Source organism: Serratia sp. JSRIV002 (assembly GCF_019968725.1).
Taxonomy (GTDB): Bacteria; Pseudomonadota; Gammaproteobacteria; order Enterobacterales; family Enterobacteriaceae; genus Chania; species Chania fonticola_B.
Genome location: NZ_CP074143.1, coordinates 4,821,401 through 4,840,100 on the forward strand (window position 1 = coordinate 4,821,401; position 18,700 = coordinate 4,840,100).

The 18,700-nt window shown below is 56.5% G+C and carries 18 protein-coding genes; 3 read left to right on the forward strand and 15 right to left on the reverse strand.

All coding sequences use genetic code 11. The features are described 5' to 3' along the window. Positions 1-6: 6 nt before the first annotated feature. Entirely contained in the window at positions 7-720 is a 714-nt protein-coding gene (gene dsbC / locus KGP26_RS22645) for a bifunctional protein-disulfide isomerase/oxidoreductase DsbC (RefSeq protein ID WP_021806191.1), read from the reverse strand. 27 nt (positions 721-747) lie between these two features. Continuing rightward, complete coding sequence (gene xerD / locus KGP26_RS22650) at positions 748-1,647, reverse strand: site-specific tyrosine recombinase XerD (RefSeq protein ID WP_021179811.1); 900 nt, start codon at positions 1,645-1,647, stop codon at positions 748-750. Positions 1,648-1,740: 93 nt separating this feature from the next. Here xerD and fldB point away from each other — a divergent pair, with 93 nt between their 5' ends. Continuing rightward, positions 1,741-2,259: a flavodoxin FldB gene (gene fldB / locus KGP26_RS22655; protein ID WP_021179810.1), complete on the forward strand. Its 519-nt coding sequence runs from the start codon at positions 1,741-1,743 to the stop codon at positions 2,257-2,259. Positions 2,260-2,294: 35 nt separating this feature from the next. Here fldB and creD read toward each other — a convergent pair whose 3' ends face one another. The 5 genes from creD to sdhE form a co-directional block, all read right to left on the reverse strand. Continuing rightward, on the reverse strand, positions 2,295-3,683 hold the full coding sequence (creD, locus tag KGP26_RS22660) for a cell envelope integrity protein CreD (RefSeq protein WP_059201689.1): 1,389 nt from the start codon (positions 3,681-3,683) through the stop codon (positions 2,295-2,297). Between the two features lie 103 nt (positions 3,684-3,786). Further along, positions 3,787-5,205: a two-component system sensor histidine kinase CreC gene (gene creC / locus KGP26_RS22665; protein ID WP_021806194.1), complete on the reverse strand. Its 1,419-nt coding sequence runs from the start codon at positions 5,203-5,205 to the stop codon at positions 3,787-3,789. Continuing rightward, complete coding sequence (gene creB, locus KGP26_RS22670) at positions 5,202-5,897, reverse strand: two-component system response regulator CreB (RefSeq protein WP_021806195.1); 696 nt, start codon at positions 5,895-5,897, stop codon at positions 5,202-5,204. Before creB ends, creC begins: the two co-directional genes overlap by 4 nt. Then, positions 5,897-6,319, reverse strand: coding sequence for a protein YgfX (locus KGP26_RS22675; protein ID WP_021179806.1), 423 nt, complete (start codon positions 6,317-6,319; stop codon positions 5,897-5,899). Before KGP26_RS22675 ends, creB begins: the two co-directional genes overlap by 1 nt. Beyond that, positions 6,300-6,566, reverse strand: a complete 267-nt coding sequence (sdhE, locus tag KGP26_RS22680) for an FAD assembly factor SdhE (protein WP_021179805.1) — start codon at positions 6,564-6,566, stop codon at positions 6,300-6,302. The genes KGP26_RS22675 and sdhE overlap by 20 nt, the downstream gene beginning before the upstream one ends. Before the next feature lie 300 nt (positions 6,567-6,866). Between sdhE and ygfZ the strand changes: the two genes are divergently transcribed. After that, on the forward strand, positions 6,867-7,859 hold the full coding sequence (ygfZ, locus tag KGP26_RS22685; RefSeq protein WP_223665683.1) for a tRNA-modifying protein YgfZ: 993 nt from the start codon (positions 6,867-6,869) through the stop codon (positions 7,857-7,859). 39 nt (positions 7,860-7,898) lie between these two features. Here the strand turns inward: ygfZ and KGP26_RS22690 are convergent, their stop codons facing one another. Both KGP26_RS22690 and KGP26_RS22695 read right to left on the reverse strand, forming a co-directional pair. Continuing rightward, positions 7,899-8,396 (reverse strand): DUF2165 family protein, encoded by a 498-nt coding sequence (locus KGP26_RS22690; protein WP_071681920.1) that lies wholly within the window; start codon positions 8,394-8,396, stop codon positions 7,899-7,901. Positions 8,397-8,627: 231 nt separating this feature from the next. Next, entirely contained in the window at positions 8,628-9,302 is a 675-nt protein-coding gene (locus KGP26_RS22695) for a hemolysin III family protein (protein WP_037375710.1), read from the reverse strand. 236 nt (positions 9,303-9,538) lie between these two features. Here KGP26_RS22695 and KGP26_RS22700 point away from each other — a divergent pair, with 236 nt between their 5' ends. Further along, positions 9,539-10,147 (forward strand): HD family hydrolase, encoded by a 609-nt coding sequence (locus KGP26_RS22700; RefSeq protein ID WP_094981477.1) that lies wholly within the window; start codon positions 9,539-9,541, stop codon positions 10,145-10,147. A gap of 33 nt (positions 10,148-10,180) precedes the next feature. Here the strand turns inward: KGP26_RS22700 and KGP26_RS22705 are convergent, their stop codons facing one another. The 6 genes from KGP26_RS22705 to ubiH all read right to left on the reverse strand — a co-directional run bounded on the left by KGP26_RS22705 (position 10,181) and on the right by ubiH (position 18,699). Further along, positions 10,181-10,927, reverse strand: coding sequence for an SDR family oxidoreductase (locus tag KGP26_RS22705; protein ID WP_115159283.1), 747 nt, complete (start codon positions 10,925-10,927; stop codon positions 10,181-10,183). Positions 10,928-11,101: 174 nt separating this feature from the next. Continuing rightward, the gene (gene gcvP / locus KGP26_RS22710) at positions 11,102-13,981 is read right to left on the reverse strand and encodes an aminomethyl-transferring glycine dehydrogenase (protein ID WP_166733285.1); all 2,880 of its coding nucleotides are present in this window, start codon (positions 13,979-13,981) and stop codon (positions 11,102-11,104) included. 85 nt (positions 13,982-14,066) lie between these two features. Continuing rightward, positions 14,067-14,453 carry a glycine cleavage system protein GcvH gene (gcvH, locus tag KGP26_RS22715; protein WP_021806203.1) on the reverse strand — a complete coding sequence of 129 codons (387 nt, stop codon included), beginning with the start codon at positions 14,451-14,453 and terminating at the stop codon, positions 14,067-14,069. A 29-nt stretch (positions 14,454-14,482) separates the two neighbouring features. Then, on the reverse strand, positions 14,483-15,580 hold the full coding sequence (gene gcvT / locus KGP26_RS22720) for a glycine cleavage system aminomethyltransferase GcvT (protein ID WP_059201694.1): 1,098 nt from the start codon (positions 15,578-15,580) through the stop codon (positions 14,483-14,485). A gap of 509 nt (positions 15,581-16,089) precedes the next feature. Beyond that, on the reverse strand, positions 16,090-17,292 hold the full coding sequence (gene ubiI, locus KGP26_RS22725) for an FAD-dependent 2-octaprenylphenol hydroxylase (protein ID WP_094981474.1): 1,203 nt from the start codon (positions 17,290-17,292) through the stop codon (positions 16,090-16,092). A gap of 228 nt (positions 17,293-17,520) precedes the next feature. Next, positions 17,521-18,699 carry a 2-octaprenyl-6-methoxyphenyl hydroxylase gene (gene ubiH / locus KGP26_RS22730; RefSeq protein ID WP_223664645.1) on the reverse strand — a complete coding sequence of 393 codons (1,179 nt, stop codon included), beginning with the start codon at positions 18,697-18,699 and terminating at the stop codon, positions 17,521-17,523. Position 18,700 lies beyond the last annotated feature (1 nt).

Genomic DNA, 18,700 nt, shown 5'->3' on the forward strand with positions numbered 1-18,700 from the left:
CGTGACTTATTTCGTGGCTGCAGAGGCTGCATGCGCATCCAACATCGCGGCCATCTCTTTCGGCCCTTGGTAGCCAGGGACAACCATGCCGTTTTTCAGCACGATAGCCGGGGTGCCGTTGATACCAAACTGAACGCCCAGCGCATAATGCTGGCTGATATCGGTTTTGCAGGTTGCCGGAGACACCGCGTCGCCCTTCATGGCAGCATCGAAGGCCTTAGCCCGGTCTGCGGTACACCAGATGGAACGCATATCTTTCTCTGCCTGAGATTCCAGCCCCTGACGCGGGAACGCCAGATAGCGCACGGTGATCCCCAGATCGTTGTACTCTTTCATCTGCTCGTGCAGCTTGTGGCAATAGCCACAGGTGATATCGGTGAACACGGTGATCACGTGTTTCTCTTTCGGCGCTTTGTAGACGATCATCTGATCTTTCAGCGCTTCCAGACGGGTCATCAACAGTTGGTTAGTCACGTTAACCGGCTCGCCGCCGCTGACGTCAAACAGCGGCCCTTGCAACACGTGTTTGCCATCTTCCGTCACATACAGCGTGCCGCCTTCGGTCAATACGGTTTTCAAACCGGCGACCGGCGAGGGTTGCACGTCTGCCTGCTTAATGCCCAGGCTACCTAGTGCTTTCTGAATGGCTGCATCGTCAGCATGGGCCGCGCCGGTAACCGAAGCCACCAGCAGGGAGAGCAGCATTAAACCTTTTTTCATTCTTCCAATCCTTTCGATCCCTGCGCGTCAGGCGCGCGGGTGATGCTGTTGATGTAGCTGTTTCAATCTTTCAGTGGCTACATGAGTATAAATTTGTGTGGTTGAGAGGTCGCTATGCCCCAATAACATCTGTACGACACGAAGATCGGCCCCATGGTTCAGTAAATGGGTGGCGAAAGCGTGGCGCAGCACATGCGGAGACAGCCGTTCGCTGTCGATACCCGCTAGGATCGCATAGTGTTTAATCCGATGCCAGAACGTCTGGCGAGTCATTTGTTGGCTGCGGTTGCTGGGGAACAGCACATCCAGCGTCTGGCCGTTCAGCATCCAGGGCCTGCCGTGTTCCAGATAATTTTCAATCCAGTACACCGCTTCTTCACCCAACGGCACCAGGCGCTCTTTGTTGCCTTTACCGATCACCCGCACCACGCCCTGGCGCAGGCTGACATCGCTGATGGTCAACCCCACCAGTTCCGACACACGCAACCCGGTGGCATACAACACTTCGAGCATAGCCTTGTCACGCAGCTCCAACGGTTGATCGACGCAAGGTGCCTGTAGCAAGGCCTCAACCTGCGCTTCGCTCAGATCCTTGGGTAACCGCTGCGGTAATTTGGGCGAGGCCAGCAACGCGGTGGGGTCATCTGCCCGCATTTTTTCACGGTTGAGATATTGGAACAGGCGGCGCATCGCGCTTAACAACCGGGCTGAACTGGTCGCTTTGTATCCTCCCTCCACCCGTTCGGCGAGGAAGGCCTGTAAGTCCAACGCTTCGGCCTGTAACAGGCTGCGGTTGTTGAGAGCCAGCCAACCGGCCAGCGCCTGTAAATCGAGCCGATAAGAGGCCAGCGTATTCTCTGCCAGATTGCGTTCGATCCACAACGCATCCAGGAATTGCTCAATCAGCGCACTGTCTTGCTGTTGCACGCGGTCCTCTCTTGGTTACGTTTCTGCCACAGGCATTATGCCTTAAGGTATACTCGTTGCAATTCTACACACGGCATTATAAACGGTTTAACTATGAAGATTGGTCTGTTTTACGGCTCCAGCACCTGCTACACCGAGATGGCAGCAGAAAAAATCCGTGAGATTCTGGGTGAAGACCTGGTCGACCTGCACAACCTGAAAGACGTTTCCCCCAAGCTGATGGAAGACTATTCCATCCTGATCCTGGGTATTCCAACCTGGGATTTTGGTGAGCTGCAAGAGGATTGGGAAGCGATCTGGCCGCAACTGACTGAACTAGACCTGAAAGGCAAGATCGTCGCCATGTACGGAATGGGCGATCAGTTGGGTTATGGCGAATGGTTCCTGGATGCGCTGGGGATGTTGCACGACCAGCTTGCCCCACAGGGCGTGCAGTTTATCGGTTTCTGGCCGATCGACGGGTTTGAATTTACCAGCCCCAAACCGCTCAGCGCCGACGGTAAACACTTTGTTGGCCTGGCGCTGGATGAGGTGAACCAATACGACCTGAGCGAAGAGCGTCTGCAACAGTGGTGTGAACAGATCCTGCTGGAGATGGAACCGCTGCTGTAACGAAATTGGGCGCGATATCGCGCCCAACAACGTCTTTATTTCCACAACCTGAAGCGGCTCTCGCCATTGCTGGCCGGAGTCTCAGCGGCTTCTGGCTCGGCAGCATTACCCTTCAAGCGAGCCGGGTCGGCCACCTGATACCAGTCCAGTTTACGCGTCAGCAGCATAATGCCTGCCAGAACCCCGAACAGCAGCACCGAACCCAATACCAGTGCGTTATCTTCCGACTGCAACAGCATATACAGAATGCCATACAGCAGGAGCAGACTGGCGGCGAATAGCATGCCACGACGCATCCCGCGCAGCACGGCGCTGAGGTAGAAGGCAATCAGTCCACTACAGGCCACGCTTGCCAGCAGGTACGCCACGTCGAACCCCAGATGTTCCGAGAAAGCCAGCAGGATCAGATAGAACAGCACCAGCGCCGCCCCCACCAACAGATACTGGATCGGGTGCACCCGCAGCCCGGTCAGGGTTTCGAACAGGAAGAACGCCATAAACGTCAGCCCCAGGAACAGCACCGCATACTTCACCGCCCGCTCGGTCAGTTGATAGTGATCGACCGGTTCGATCAGGCTCGTCGTGAAGGTCGGCAGCTTTTCCTCTTCCATGATGCCGTTATCATACATGAATGAGCTATTGATATTGTTGGCAAACCAGGTGCTGCGCCAGCGGGCAGAGAAGCCTCTATCGGTCACCTTGCGCTCATCCGGCAGGAAGTTGCCGAGGAAGTTCGGATGCGGCCAGTTACTTTGTAATAGCAGCTCGGAACTACGCCCCACCGGGACCAATGACAAGCTGCTGGTCCCCGCCAGGTTGAGGGTGAAATCCGCCGTCAGCCCTTCTTTCTGCAACGAGGCCAGGGCCAGCGGTGCATGGATCCCCTGAGAAAGCCCACTGACCAAAGTACCCGGCTCAAACTTGGCCTGCTGTTGAATGCCGTTGAGGGCAGAGATGCTTTTGATACCACGAGAATCGCTCAATGACAGCATCAGGAAGGGTTGGCCGATCGTAATGTTGCTATGCTGCAAATCCTCCAGATCGGGTTGGCCGAATTTCACCTGGAAATCCAGTGGCCCCTGATACACCTGAGTCTGGTAGATACCCAGCTTACGGATCTCAACGTTGGGCTTGCCATTGACCACCAAAGATTCGGGCAAAACAAAGCGTTGATAGCGAGTGGTCTCTATCTTGATTTCGCCTTTTTCGTTCTTCTTCTCTTCCCGGAAGGTGTACGGGATCACGATCACTGGCCCAAGAATACGCTGCGCCCGGCTGGTGCTTTCACTCACTTGCCCCACTACGCTCTGGCGATAGCCACTACGTTCCTGTACCACATCCATGAGCATACCCACCGGGATCATCATCAGGATCATCAATCCCAGCAGAGTGGTTATTTTCCAAAACAGTACCGATTTAAACATCGTGGCAGACTCCTTGTAGGTAATGTCGCTACGATAAAGTCGGCAAGTGAAATCAGAATGTGGTTATGTGAAGGGAAGGTGAAGTGCGGGCAATAAGTTGTATTCAGAGTGGTAAAGTGAGGATGGCCTTCGCGCCTGTGGGTTGCAGGTTTTGCAAACGGATGGTGCCACGATGCAGGCGCGCCACTTCCTGCACGAAGTTCAGGCCCAGGCCGCTGCTCTTGGGTTTATCTTCCCGCGCCAGCGAATAGAAGCGTTCAAATACCTTATCCAGCGCATAGTCGGGTATGCCGCTGCCAGTATCGCAAAGGGTGAGCTGGTAATGATGCTCCAACCGCTCGCCATTGATACTGACCGAGCCACCGGCAGGGGTGAAATCCAGGGCATTATCCAACAGATTGCTCAGCGCCTGCCCCAGCAAAAAGGCATCTCCAGTCAGCGATGCTTCCGCTAACGCCCCCAATTCAATCGTGACGCCACGCTGCGCCGCCTGTGCTTCTTTACCCGCGACAATCTGCCGGACTAACGGCACCATCGCTACCGCAGCCAGTTCCAAACCGGGCCGGCTTTCTAACTGCGCCTGCACCAGCAACTTATCGACCAATTGCTGAATGCGGGCACTCTGCTGTTCGATGTTGGTCAAAAAGCGTTTCGCCGTCGCGGGAGGCGGTGATTCCTGCAAGAGTTCCGCCGCGCCACGGATCGCCGCCAGCGGGCTTTTCAACTCGTGTGTCAGGGTATGCACATATTGTTCAATATAAGCCTTGCCTTCCAACTTCATGCGCATGCTTTCGAGCGCTTGCGCCAGTTGGGTCAGCTCAACGCTGCCCATGCGTGGTAATGGCACCGCCTCGCCGTGCGCCACTCCGTCGGCATAACGCACCAGGCGGTTGATCGAACGGTTAATCCACCAGACGAAACCCAGCCCGATCGCTAGCGCAATCCCTAGCAGCACTGCGCCCGCCAGCAAAATACGCCGCTCGCTGCGGCGGATCACCGGTGCCATGGTGCTGTTGGGTTTGCCGACACTCAACACGCCGATAATCTGCCCTTGCTCCACCACCGGTGCGGCCACGTACATCACCGAACTGCTCTCGTCATCGGCAATCGTCCGGGTGCTGCGCGCACCGTATTGACCACGTAATGTCAGATAAACATCGTTCCAGCGGGAGTAATCCTGCCCCAACGCCTGGCCTGAGGAATCGAAAATCACCTTGCCGCGCCCATCGGTAAGATAGACACGATATTCGTTCCTATCTTTGCGGATCCCGGCGATATTGGCCCCGATCGGCCGCTGATTTAGCTGGGCGATAGCCTGTGCCAACTGACCTTTTGCCGCATCCCCATGTCTCATATCCAGCCGCGCCACCTGTGCCAGCAGGTTGGCGGTATCCACCAGCGTGCCTTCGGTGGCACGCCGTACGCCAGGCTTGACCTCCTGCACGAAAATGCTCAGCACGAAATAGCCCGCCACCGCCACAATCAGGAAATAGCCCAACAGCAGGCGCAGGCCAATCCTCATGGCTGGCGGCTCACGCTATAGCCTAAACCACGATGGGTATGGATAGGGGGTTCTGCGGCATCGATCGCCCGCAGTTTGGCACGCAGCGTTTTGATATGGGTATCGACGGTACGATCCAGGCTCTCTTCCGCCTGGGCCCAAACGATGTCCATCAACTGCTGGCGGGAGAACACCCGGCCAGGCGCTTGCAACAGGGTTTTCAGCAACAAGAATTCATAGCGGGTCAGCGGCAGCGGCTGTTGGTGGTAGCAGATCGTGGCTCCCTCTTCATCCAGGCTAAAGGCACCAAAATGATAAAGGGCAGGCTGTTGCAAGCGCTGCTGCTTGTGTAAACGCCGCAGGATCGTGCGCACGCGGGCGCTGACCTCACGCGGGGAAAAGGGTTTTGCTACATAGTCATCGGCACCGATTTCCAGCCCGATCAGGCGATCGAGTTCGCCGCTGCGAGCGGTAAGAAACAGGACCGGTAAATCCGCCGCCTGCGCCAGCAGCCGACGGCAAAGCTCAAAACCGTTGATATCGGGCAGGCCGACGTCGAGGATCACCAACGCCGGTAAGCCCTGTTGCAGAGCCTGCAAAGCAGGCTCGCCACGTTCAAACCAACGCACCTGAAAGCCTTCGCTCTCCAGGGTATAAATCAGCGTATCCGCAATGCTGGGCTCGTCTTCTACCAGCCAAAGCAGCGGTTTCATTATACGTCCTCGTCGGTAGCGGATGGTTCAAACGACAACCGTTGACGCAGTTGGCGCCAATCCGCTTTGCTCATGGAATCCGAAGCCAACCACAGCCGATGGCGTTTCTTGCCGTCGATCTGCTGAAGCGACAGCAAAATACCGAACCCAGGCATCCAGGGCTTGTTCACCATCAGCCATTCTCGGCCATGCCACTCAATCCGGCGTTCAGCCAGCAACCGCAGTTCTCCCTGCCTGGATGCAATGCGCTTTTGGCTGCGAATGCACTCAAACACCACCAACGTCAACAGCACCAACCAGATCGGGCCATAGCCTTCCGGCCAAGGGGCGATCAGGATCAGCAAAATCAGCAGGCCGTGAGTCAGCAACGAGACTAACTGGGTACGCCAGGAAACGCGGACATCACATCGCCACAGGGCCACGGGCTTTATTTCGCATTTGGATCAGGGACACCATTCTCTGCAGATCTTGATCCTGCGGAGCGCCATGATTCATCAGCCAGTTGAACAAATCGGGGTCGTCACATTCGAGCAAGCGGATGAATACGGCCTTGTCTGCATCACTCAGCGTATCGTATTCATGTTCGAAAAACGGCATGATCGAGATATCCAACTCGCGCATGCCGCGGCGGCAGGCCCAGTGAATACGTGCTTTATTATTAATATCCATGTTGTTATGACTAACCTCTTTTCGGCATGGCTTGCCATGCTCTTGGGCAACCGACACTTGGTATGGCAACGCGCGCGCAATTTAATTCCGTCAGCCAACGATTTGGGTGCAATTGGGTTTCGTTGGCCGTAAGCGCCTAGAGTAACAATTTGACATACTCGCCGGGAAGGGCGTTCACCCAACAAAACGTAAAATGTCAAAAAAAGCGCTGCCTGGTAATAACTGTTTGCAAAGCCAGCCACCTCTTTTACCATGGTAGCAACCCCAACAGGTATGCTAAACATGCAGCAGGAACCGATTATGGCGTTCAATATTCCTTTTTCACCCCGTCAACCTTCCGCCTCTTCCCATCTGCCACTGACGCTGATCTCACTGGAAGATTGGGCCATGGTGCAGTTGAGCGGGCCAGACACGGTAAAATATCTTCAGGGCCAGGTAACGGCCGATATCGACAAACTGGCGGCCGATCAACACGTGCTGTGCGGCCATTGCGATGCCAAAGGCAAAATGTGGAGCAACCTGCGTTTATTCCACCGCGGTGAAGGCTTTGCCTATCTTGAGCGTCGCAGCGTGCTGGAAAGCCAACTGGCGGAAATAAAGAAATACGCGGTATTCTCCAAAATCACCATCGCGGCAGACAGCAATGCGGTGCTGCTGGGCCTCGCTGGCCTTGAGGCGCGGGCCGCATTGGCGAAGGTGTTTAGCACCCTGCCAGATGCAGAACATCAAGTGGTGCAAGATGGCGATACCACCTTGCTGCACTTTGCGCTGCCAGCAGAACGTTTTGTCCTGATTACCACGGCAGAAACCGCCGCTCTGCTAGCCTCCAAGCTGGAAGGTCAGGCTGAGCTGAACAACAGTCGCCAATGGCTGGCACTGGATATTGAGGCCGGTTATCCGGTGATTGATGCAGCAAACAGTGCGCAGTTGATCCCTCAGGCGACCAATCTTCAGGCGCTGGACGGGATCAGCTTCAGCAAAGGCTGCTACACCGGGCAGGAAATGGTGGCTCGCGCCAAGTTCCGGGGAGCCAACAAGCGCGCCCTGTACTGGCTGGAAGGTAAAGGTAGCCAGGTTCCACAAGAAGGTGACGATCTAGAGTTGAAGCTGGGTGACAACTGGCGCCGCACCGGCACCGTGCTGGCGGCAATCTCGCTGGCTGACGGAACGTTGTGGGTGCAGGTGGTGATGAATAACGATCTGGAAGCGGACAGCGTGCTGCGCGTACGCGATGACGCCAGCAGCCAGCTCGCCATCAAGCCTCTGCCTTACTCACTGGCGGAAGAAAAGTAAGTGGTTTGGCCGCAGGCATCGCGCCTGCGGCCAAACGAGTTAATCGTCCAATTCCCCATCACGCGGCACCAGATAAATCAGCACCAGCAAAATAGTGACAAAGAAGCGGAAGGCATCGGGCACACCGTTCCACTGTTTTGACATCCACATGCCAAACCACTCGCCACCAACCGACATAAAGGCCACCTGCCAGGTGAGGAAGCCTAACGTCAACCCAGCAATGGCAAAGGTCTTGGCCCGGTTAAAGCTGGCCGCAGGCAGTTTCAGGCCGCGCAGCAGACGGATCCCCCCAATCCAGCACAAAATCGCGGTGAGGGTTTCCAACGCAATAATGCCGATATACCCCACCTGATGCAGCCATGGCGACTGGATGGAGCGATAGGTGATAGTGGCATCAGGGAAGATCGTATCCATCATAAAAACATGGCGTACGAAGGCAAAGTTGGTGTCGTAATCGGTGATATTGCCAAAGGCTACCAGTGAGGCAAATAGCGCGATAGCACAAACCAGCAGGGCTTTGGATAAACGAACGATCATAGTGAAGAGTCCTGGGTAATGATTAAAGGCACCGGGAGGTGCAAATACCCCATAGATCTCAAGATGCAGGTCAGCCAGCAGCAAGCGCAGCCAACCCCCTGCGACTTGAAAGCGAGGGGTTTGGCGGGCTCAGAAATAAAGCTAAGGCTTGCTGGATACCCGAAAGAAACAAGCGCCTCTTTTTAACCCAAAAGAAACGCTTTGGCAATATATCGACAACAGATGAGCGGGTTATACGTAAAGGTAGATCGCCATGAAGTGGCACACACTGCCGCCGAGCACAAAACCGTGCCAGATCGCATGGCCAAAACGGAAGCGTTTCGAGGCATAGAAAATCACCCCTAGCGTGTACACCACGCCCCCTACCGCCAGCAAAGTTACCCCTCCGACTTCCAGGCGCATTGCCAACTGGTAGATCACGATCAGTGATAGCCAGCCCATGGTCAGATAGGTCACCAGCGACAACACCTCGAAACGGTGCGCAAATGCCAGTTTGAAAATCACGCCGAACAGCGCCAGCCCCCAGATCACCACCATCAGCCCCCGCGCCAACGGTGAGTCCAGCCCCACCAGCAGGAACGGCGTATAGGTTCCGGCGATCAGCAGGTAGATGGCACAGTGGTCAAATTTTTTCAGCCAGTGCTTGGCTCTCTGATGTGGAATAGCATGGTACAGCGTGGAAGCCAGGAACAGCAGGATCATACTGCCGCCATACAGGCTATAGCTGGTGATGGCCGTTACCCCAGCGCCGTCGTTTACCGCCTGAACCAACAGCAGCACCAGGCCGACAATCCCAAACACCAAGCCGATACCGTGGCTGATGCTGTTGGCAATTTCCTCTGCCCATGGATAAGCCGTGGCGGGCAACTGGTCTGCCCCGACTTTCACTTCGTCCTTTTTCCCCATAAAGCGCAACCCCTCAAAACAACGCATATTGTGCGAATTAACTGCAAATGAGATTAACTGAGAACGATTCCAGTGTACACGTGTACGCTAAAATAAAACTGTGAGCGCTTGTAACACCACGCTAACATCGAAATCCTCAGCCTGCTGGGCTACAATCGATATGCTTTGCACCCTATGGATTTCAGTTACGGCTGGAAGACGGCGGGTATCCCATCATTCACCTCGAGGTTCGTACCATGTCATCCGCTGTACCCGCGTTAGACTTTGGCTCCATGACTCAAACCATCCAGTTTCTGATGGAAATCGACAAACTTAAAAGCGTGCAACGCCGTACCAAGGTGATGGGTACCCAGCGTCAGGAAAACTCGGCCGAGCACAGTTGGCACTTTGCCATTGCGGCCTTGAGTCTGGCCCCTTATGCCAGCGATGAGGTGGATATTCAGCGCGTGATCCAGATGGCCCTGCTACACGATATCGTCGAGATCGATGCCGGTGACGTCATGGTTTACGATCTGGCAGCACGAGCGGCGATCCACGACCAGGAAGTGGCGGCGGCAAAACGGTTATTCGGGATATTGCCGGAACCACAACGTGGGGTTTTCACCGCGCTGTGGCAGGAGTATGAAGCAGGCGAAAGCGCCGATGCCCGCTTCGCGTTGGTGCTGGATCGCTGCATGCCAATGCTGATGAACCTGCACAACGGCGGTCAGAGCTGGGTAGAGAATGATATCAGCCTGCAACAGGTATTGGACCGTAATACGATGATTGCCGATATCCATCCCGAGCTGTGGCAACATTTGGAGCAGCATTTGCAGGATGCACAGCGTAAAGGCTGGCTGAAGTAATCGATGAGGGGCGCCGATGGCGCCCTTGCTGATTCAACGCCCGCCAGCGGCTTCGATAAAAGTGCCAGTGACGTAGGACGCCGCATCGGAAAGCAGCCAGACAACAGCTTGCGCCACTTCCTCTGGCTGACCACCCCGTTGCATTGGCAACGCTGACTTCACCCGATCTACCCGCCCCGGCTCTCCTCCGCTGGCATGCATCTCGGTGTAAATACAACCTGGCCTTACGCAGTTGACGCGTATCCCCTGTGCCGCCACTTCCAACGCCAGACCGGTAGTTAACGTATCCACCGCCCCTTTTGAAGCCGCATAGTCGATATATTCCCACGGAGCCCCCAGACGCGACGCAGCGGAAGACACGTTGACGATCGCTCCTCCCTGCCCACCATGGCGTAACGCCATACGTTTTACCGCTTCGCGGCAGCAGAGAAAATACCCGGTGACGTTGGTCGTCAGCACCTTATTGATCCGCTCGGCGGTGAGTTGCTCAATGCTCGCCTGTTGGAACAGAATACCTGCGTTATTGACCAGTGCATCAATTGGCCCCAACGTGGCTTCCAGTTCGGCAAACATCGCCACCACCTCAGTTTCCTCGGCGATATCTGCTTGCAGAGCCATCGCCTTGCCACCCTGTTGGCGGATCTGCGCCACCACTAACTCAGCAGCAGCACTATCACGCAGATAATTGACGCCCACCGCATAGCCCTGCTGGGCCAATAATAATGCCGTCGCGCGGCCTATGCCCCGGCTGGCACCGGTCACTAACACTACTTTTGTCATTATTGTTCCTTGCTATTGAGATCAGAAACGATAGCGGGTATTTACGCAAGCAAGTCAGGCAACTTGCTGCTCGACGGTAGATTAATCAGTGAAGCGCAATTGCTGCGGTGCTGCAATAAAAAAGGGACACGGCTTCATGCCGTGTCCCTCGAGCATCATTTTGGCAAGATAGTGTTATTCGTAGTCGCTCATCGGTACGCAAGAGCAGAACAGATTACGATCGCCGTAGACATCATCCAGGCGCTTCACGCTCGGCCAGTATTTATTCTCACGCACGCCAGCTATCGGGAATACCGCCAGCTCGCGGCTGTAAGCATGCTGCCAGTCGTTAACCAGTTCCGCCTGCACGTGCGGTGCGTTAACCAATGGGTTGTCTTCCAGTGGCCATTCGCCTTGCTGCACGCGGTCAATCTCGCTGCGGATAGCCAGCATCGCATCGATAAAGCGATCCAGTTCCACTTTGTTTTCCGACTCGGTCGGTTCAACCATCAGCGTGCCTGCCACCGGGAACGACATGGTCGGCGCATGGAAACCGTAGTCGATCAGACGCTTGGCGATATCCATTTCGCTAATACCCGTCTCTTCTTTCAGCGGGCGAATATCCAGAATACATTCGTGCGCCACGCGGTGATCGCGGCCGGTATACAGCACCGGATAAGCGTCTTTCAGGCGGGTTGCGATGTAGTTGGCATTCAGGATTGCCACCTGGCTGGCCTGCTTCAGCCCTTCCGCGCCCATCATGCGGATATACATCCAGCTGATCGGCAAGATAGAGGCGCTGCCGAACGGTGCCGCAGAAACCGCGCCCTGCTGAGTGGTAACGCCATCAATCTGCACTACGCTGTGGCCTGGAACGAACGGCGCCAGGTGAGATTTCACGCCGATAGGTCCCATACCTGGGCCGCCACCGCCGTGTGGGATACAGAAGGTTTTATGCAGGTTGAGGTGCGATACGTCCGCACCGATATAGCCTGGCGTGGTGATCCCCACCTGCGCGTTCATGTTGGCACCGTCCAGGTAAACCTGGCCGCCAAACTGATGCACAATCTGGCACACTTCGCGGATGGTTTCTTCATACACGCCATGGGTTGACGGGTAGGTCACCATGATGCAGGACAGGGCTTCCCCGGCCTGCTCGGCTTTCACACGCAGATCGTGAAGATCGATGTTGCCGTTCTTATCACAGGCCACAACCACCACGCCCATGCCCGCCATCTGGGCAGAAGCCGGGTTGGTACCGTGCGCCGAGCTTGGGATCAGGCAGATATTACGCCCAGCCTCGTTGCGGCTTTCATGGTAACGGCGGATCGCCAGCAAACCGGCATACTCACCCTGAGCGCCCGAGTTGGGCTGCATGCACACCGCATCGTAACCGGTCAGTTGCACCAACCATTGGGAAAGCTGCCCAATCATCACTTGATAACCTGCGGCCTGCTCTGGTGGGCAGAACGGGTGCAGTTCAGAGAATTCAGGCCAGGTGATCGGGATCATTTCCGCAGCGGCGTTCAGCTTCATGGTGCAGGAGCCCAGCGGGATCATCGCCTGGTTCAGCGCCAGATCTTTACGCTCCAGACGGTGCATATAACGCATCATCTCGGTTTCGCTGTGATAGCGGTTAAACACTGGATGCGTGAGGATCGGATCTTTACGCAGCATGGCCGCAGGGATCGACTGGCTGTTTTTGCTCACGGCCGCATCCAGCGCATCAATATCCAAACCGTGGTTATCGCCGACCAACAGGGCAAACAGCGTCTGCACATCTTCACGGGAAGTGGCTTCATCCAGCGTGATGCCGACTGCCCCGTGTATATCGGTACGCAGGTTGATGCCGAAGCCCAGCGCGCGTTCCAACACCGCCGCCTTGTCTTTCACTTCTACGGTCAACGTGTCGAACCAGGTTTTATGGCGCAGTGTCAGACCCGCTTGTTGCAGGCCAGCGGCCAGGATATCGGTCAGGCGATGGATGCGCCCGGCGATACGTTGCAGGCCTTGTGGGCCATGGTACACCGCATACAGGCTGGCGATATTGGCCAGCAGCACCTGCGAGGTACAGATATTCGAGTTGGCCTTTTCGCGGCGGATATGTTGCTCACGGGTTTGCATCGCCATGCGCAGCGCAGTATTGCCGGCAGCATCGCGTGATACCCCGATAATCCGGCCCGGCATCGAGCGTTTGAATTCGTCACGGCAGGCGAAGAACGCCGCGTGTGGGCCACCGTAGCCCATTGGTACGCCGAAGCGTTGCGCAGAACCGAATACCACGTCGGCACCTTGCTTGCCCGGTGCTGCCAGCAGCACCAGCGCCATGATATCGGCAGCCATGCTGGTGATGATTTTGCGCGTTTTCAGCTCGGCCAACAGGGCGCTGTAATCGTGCAGCTCACCGGTGGTGCCAACCTGTTGCAGCAGTACGCCAAACACGCCTTGCAGCTCCAACACCTTCGCCGGTTTATCAACGATCACGTCAAAACCAAAGGTTTCGGCACGGGTACGTACCACGTCCAGCGTTTGTGGGTGCACATCGTCAGCCACAAAGAAGCGGTTGGCGTCTTTCAGTTTGCTGGCACGTTTGGCCAACGCCATCGCTTCTGCGGCAGCGGTAGCTTCATCCAGCAAGGAGGCAGAGGCCAGATCCAGCCCGGTCAGATCGAGGGTCAGCGTCTGGAAGTTGAGCAGCGCCTCAAGGCGGCCTTGCGACACTTCCGGCTGATAAGGGGTATAAGCGGTATACCAGCCTGGGTTTTCCAGCATGTTGCGCAGGATCACCGGCGGCGTCAGCACCGCGCTGTAGCCCATACCGATATAGGATTTGTAGCGCTGATTCTGTGAGGCAATCGCCTTCAGTTCGGCCAGCGCCTGATGTTCCGTGGCCGCATCGCCTACCGGCGGAGGCCCTGGCAGTTGGATATCGGCTGGCACAATCTGTTGGATCAGCGCGCTGAGCGAGCGAGCGCCCACGGCTTCCAGCATCTGCTGCTGTTGCTCTGCGGAAGAGCCGATGTGGCGCTCGATGAACGCTTCGCTGTGTTCAAGTTGGCTGAGTGTCTGAGTCATTGCTACAAATTCCTGAATGCTTGCGGGGTACGGGATATAGCCTGAACTGCAAAACGCCCCACAGGGTGGTGGGGCGTGATAGTGATTATTCGTCGATGGAGGCCTGATAAGCACCCGCATCTAGCAGCTTGTCTAGCTCTGCCGCATCGGATGCCTTGATGCGGAACAACCAACCTTCGCCGTATGGCTCGCTGTTGACCAGCTCCGGGGAGCTTTCCAGTTCGCCGTTAACCGCGATGATCTCACCGCTGATGGGCGCATAAATATCGGAAGCGGCCTTGACCGACTCCGCAACGGCACAGTCATCACCCGCGGAAACCGTGGTGCCGACTTCCGGCAGATCGACAAACACCATATCGCCCAGCAGTTCCTGCGCGTGTTCGGTGATACCAACAACGTATTCGCCGTTGCCTGCGTCACGCACCCACTCATGGGAGGTGGCGTATTTCAATTCTGTTGGCACATTGCTCATTGACCTGCTACTCCTTCGAAGAATAAAAACTAATTGATCAGTGACTTACCGGCACGTACAAAACCTGGCTTACAGACTTTCACTGGCATTTCACGGTTGCGGATCTGTACGATAGCCTGCTCACCGATACCGGCCGGAACCCTTGCCAGCGCAATGCTGAAGCCCAGGGTCGGTGAGAAAGAACCGCTGGTGATCACCCCAACCTGGGGTTGACCGTTCGCATCGGTGAAATGTACCGGCAGCTCATTACGTAATACGCCTTTTTCCGTCATGATCAAGCCGACCAGTTGTTCGGTGCCTTTTTCACGCTGCTGTTCCAACGCTTCACGGCCGATAAACTGACGATCCTGCGGTTCCCAGGCAACGGTCCAGCCCATATTGGCGGCTAACGGTGAAACGCCTTCGTCCATTTCCTGGCCGTAGAGGTTCATACCGGCTTCCAGGCGCAGAGTATCGCGGGCGCCCAGGCCGGCAGGTTTCACCCCGGCTGCCAGCAGTTTCTGCCAGAAATCCACCACCTGCTCTTTCGGCAGGGCAATTTCATAGCCCGCTTCGCCGGTATAGCCGGTGGTAGCAATAAACAGATCCCCCGCCTGCACGCCGAAGAACGGCTTCATGCCTTCCACAGCCTGCTTCTGTTCTGGGGTAAACAAGGTGGCGGCGCGCTCTTTGGCTTGTGGGCCTTGCACCGCAACCAGCGCCAGATCGTCACGCACCGTCAGCTCAACGTTGAACGGAGCCGCATGCTGTTCGATCCAGGCCAGATCCTTTTCGCGGGTGGCGGAGTTCACCACCAGGCGGAAATAGTCTTCGGTAAAGAAATAGACGATCAGATCGTCGATCACGCCGCCGGACGCATTCAGCATGCCGGTATACAGCGCTTTACCCGATTGAGTGAGTTTGGCGACATCGTTCGCCAGCAGGTAACGCAGGAATTCACGGGTACGAGCACCGTGCAGATCCACGATGGTCATATGGGAGACATCGAACATGCCGGCATCCTGACGCACGGCGTGGTGTTCATCAATCTGGGAGCCATAGTGCAGCGGCATCATCCAGCCATGAAAATCAACCATGCGCGCACCGCACGCCACGTGCTGGTCGTACAGTGGGGTTTGCTTTGCCATCTTTTCCCTCTTTCCACTCAAGTAGCCGAAGACAGGGTGTTATACGCAATAAGGCGGGTGTAGCTCGCGGGCCTGATTGCGCGAAACACGCTGGCTGCTCAACACAAATTGCCTCGCCAATGGTCAACGACGCAAACGATACCTTTGCCCTGACGTTAACACCGAACGCCCCTATTAACCATAAGTTAAAATAGGCTCGACCGGATTCAGGGTCGGTAAAATGCCGCGTTAGTTTGCAGAGTTTTTCACTGGAAAAATGCGCTTTGAGGCACAAAATTAACAATTAAAGCGGCAAAAATCCGAAGTTATATAACAAACAGAGGCTGGGATAGAGATTTTCGGTTTTTGATAACCGACCATGGAATTAGAAAAAGTAATGATAAATTCTGCCTGAAATTAGAATTTCTCAAACGAAGGGAGGTATAAGGGAAATCGATGACGGGTAAACATGCAGATTAGCGGGCGCAGCATGCCGCGCCCCATAATGAGGTTTGTCAGCCCCAAGCTGACTAGGCGAGCCAGTCCGGCAGATCGTTAAGCCCCATGGCCTGCCGCACCAGCTTCGGTTTCACGCCCGGCAGGCTGTCGGCCAGCCTTAAGCCCACGTCACGCAGCAGTTTTTTCGCCGGGTTATGGCCTGCAAACAGTTCGCGGAACCCTTGCATACTCGCCAGCATCACTGCGGCACCGTGCTTGCGGCGGCGCTCATAACGGCGCAGATACAGGTGTTGACCGATATCCTTGCCCTGACGTTGCAGGCGTTTCAGCTCGGATATCAGCTCGGCGGCGTCCATAAAGCCCAGGTTTACGCCCTGCCCAGCCAGCGGATGCACGGTATGTGCCGCATCCCCCACCAGCGCCAGACGATGGGCGGCAAAGCTGCGAGCGTATCGCCCGGTAAGCGGGAAGGTCAGCCGCTCGCTTTCAAGCTGGCAGTTGCCCAAACGCATATCGAAGGTCATCGCCAGTTCGCGGTTAAAGGCTTCAGGTTCCAGCTGTTGCAGCCGTTCAGCTTCTTCTGGCGCAACCGACCAGACGATCGAACTCAAATGTGGATCGCTAAACGGCAGGAAGGCCAGGATCCCTTCGCCATGAAATACCTGACGCGCCGTTGCCAGATGGGGCTCTTCGGTGCGAATGGTGGCCACCAGCGCGCTGTGGCGGTAGTCCCAGAAGGTCAGCGGGATATCGGCGTGTTGGCGCAGCCAGGAGTTGGCTCCGTCGGCACCGATCACCAACCGGGCGGTTAACATGCGGCCATCTTCCAACGTGACGAAGGCGTCGTTTTCCCCCCATGCCACCTGTTTCAGCGCGGCCGGAGCGAGCAGCGTTACGTCGGCCAAGGTGGCCGCCTTGTGCCACAGAGCCTGCTGGATCACCTCGTTTTCAATGATATGGCCGAGGTGGCTGAAACCACATTCGTCGCCGCGAAACGCGATCTTGCCGAAGCTGTCACGATCCCAGACTTCCATCGCGTTATACGGGCTGGCGCGCAGGTTGCGGATCTCATCCCACACGCCAATGTTTTGCAGCAAGCGCTCGCTGGCGGCGTTAATGGCAGATACGCGCAACGCGGGTTGTTCTGGCAACGGCGATAGTTCCGGCTGCCGTTGTTCCAGCACCGCGACGCGCAGGCCACTGCCCTGTAAACCGCAGGCCAGTGCCAATCCCACCATACCGCCACCGGCGATAATCACATCAAATGATTGCATGCTGCTTGAGTTCCTTAAATTTGCCCCTCACCCCAACCCTCTCCCACAGGGAGAGGGAGCTGATTTGGTGACTTTTATCAAAATATTGCCCCACATCAGCAAGGCAGGTAGGGCAAAAATTAGTGTTCATCCCAACTTCGGCCCAACCCTCTCCCAAAGGAGGGGGAGTTGGTACGGTGACAACAGTCAACATTCTGGCCGACTTCAGCAACATAGCTAAGGGAAAAATTAGCGTTCAACCCAACCTAACGTGCGTTTGGCAAAGGCATCGCGCATGGCCGGTAACTGCTCCATTGCCATCAGCCCCAGATTACGCCCGGCAACCAGCGGTGCGTAGCTATTGGCAAACAGGCGTATCAAACCGTCGGTGACGCCGATGGTCGCCTGCTGATCCTGTTGCCGACGTTGCTGATACTGGCTCAATAGCGCATAGGCCCCCAGATCGGTGCCAGCCTGCGCGGCTTCTGCCAGGGTTTCCGCCAGCGACATCACGTCTCGCAAACCCAGGTTGAACCCTTGCCCAGCGATTGGATGCAGCGTTTGCGCCGCGTTGCCAACCAGCGCCAAGCGGTGGCTCACGTGCTGATTTGCCCTTAGCAGGCTAAGAGGGTAGCTGTGGCGCTTGCCCGCCTTCAGCATCTTACCCAGCCGCCAGCCGAAGGCCTGTTGCAGCTCACTGAGAAAACGCTCATCACTCCAGCTATCGACCTGCTGACGAGTTTCCCGTGCGTGGCACCACACCAGCGAGCTACGCCCGCCAGACATCGGCAACAGCGCCAACGGCCCGTAGCGGGTGAAACGTTCAAACGCCCGCCCTTGCGGAGCCTCGGCCGTTGAAACGTTGGCAATGGTGGCAAACTGCGGGTAATCACTCTGCTGCCACTGGATATTGCAGGCCTGCGCCAGCGCCGAACGTGAACCGTCTGCCGCCACCAGCAACTGGCCCGTCAGGCGCTGCCCATTATCCAACTGCACTTCAGCACGATCGGCGGTGCGCAGCACATCGACCACTTTGGCCGGGCAATGCAGAGTGACCCCAGGGGCTTTCGCCAGCAACGCAAACAACCGCTGCCCGGCATCGTGCAGTTCAATCACCTGCCCCAATGCCTCCACCTGATAGTCCCGCGCGTGCAGGTTCACAAAACCGGCATGCCCGCGATCGCTAACGTGGACGTGAGTGATTGCCGTGGCACAGTCCCGCAAGGCAGCCCAAACGCCGATACGCGCCAGCTGTTGGCAGGTTCCCTGCGCCAGAGCGATAGCCCGTGCATCAAAGCCAGGATGCGCACGATCGTCCGGCCGAGTGGCCTCCACCAGATCGACGGCCACCTTGCCCTGCGTCAGTGATGAAATAGCCAGTGCCAACGTAGCGCCAGCCATCCCACCGCCCACAATGATTACGCTCATG

Bases quoted from the DNA above. Each gene is read 5' to 3' on its own strand.
- dsbC (WP_021806191.1), bottom strand. From the start codon at position 720: ATGAAAAAAGGTTTAATGCTGCTCTCCCTGCTGGTGGCTTCGGTTACC.
- fldB (WP_021179810.1), top strand. From the start codon at position 1,741: ATGAAGATTGGTCTGTTTTACGGCTCCAGCACCTGCTACACCGAGATG.
- creD (WP_059201689.1), bottom strand. From the start codon at position 3,683: ATGTTTAAATCGGTACTGTTTTGGAAAATAACCACTCTGCTGGGATTG.
- creC (WP_021806194.1), bottom strand. From the start codon at position 5,205: ATGAGGATTGGCCTGCGCCTGCTGTTGGGCTATTTCCTGATTGTGGCG.
- creB (WP_021806195.1), bottom strand. From the start codon at position 5,897: ATGAAACCGCTGCTTTGGCTGGTAGAAGACGAGCCCAGCATTGCGGAT.
- sdhE (WP_021179805.1), bottom strand. From the start codon at position 6,566: ATGGATATTAATAATAAAGCACGTATTCACTGGGCCTGCCGCCGCGGC.
- ygfZ (WP_223665683.1), top strand. From the start codon at position 6,867: ATGGCGTTCAATATTCCTTTTTCACCCCGTCAACCTTCCGCCTCTTCC.
- KGP26_RS22690 (WP_071681920.1), bottom strand. From the start codon at position 8,396: ATGATCGTTCGTTTATCCAAAGCCCTGCTGGTTTGTGCTATCGCGCTA.
- KGP26_RS22695 (WP_037375710.1), bottom strand. From the start codon at position 9,302: ATGGGGAAAAAGGACGAAGTGAAAGTCGGGGCAGACCAGTTGCCCGCC.
- KGP26_RS22700 (WP_094981477.1), top strand. From the start codon at position 9,539: ATGTCATCCGCTGTACCCGCGTTAGACTTTGGCTCCATGACTCAAACC.
- KGP26_RS22705 (WP_115159283.1), bottom strand. From the start codon at position 10,927: ATGACAAAAGTAGTGTTAGTGACCGGTGCCAGCCGGGGCATAGGCCGC.
- gcvP (WP_166733285.1), bottom strand. From the start codon at position 13,981: ATGACTCAGACACTCAGCCAACTTGAACACAGCGAAGCGTTCATCGAG.
- gcvH (WP_021806203.1), bottom strand. From the start codon at position 14,453: ATGAGCAATGTGCCAACAGAATTGAAATACGCCACCTCCCATGAGTGG.
- gcvT (WP_059201694.1), bottom strand. From the start codon at position 15,580: ATGGCAAAGCAAACCCCACTGTACGACCAGCACGTGGCGTGCGGTGCG.
- ubiI (WP_094981474.1), bottom strand. From the start codon at position 17,292: ATGCAATCATTTGATGTGATTATCGCCGGTGGCGGTATGGTGGGATTG.
- ubiH (WP_223664645.1), bottom strand. From the start codon at position 18,699: ATGAGCGTAATCATTGTGGGCGGTGGGATGGCTGGCGCTACGTTGGCA.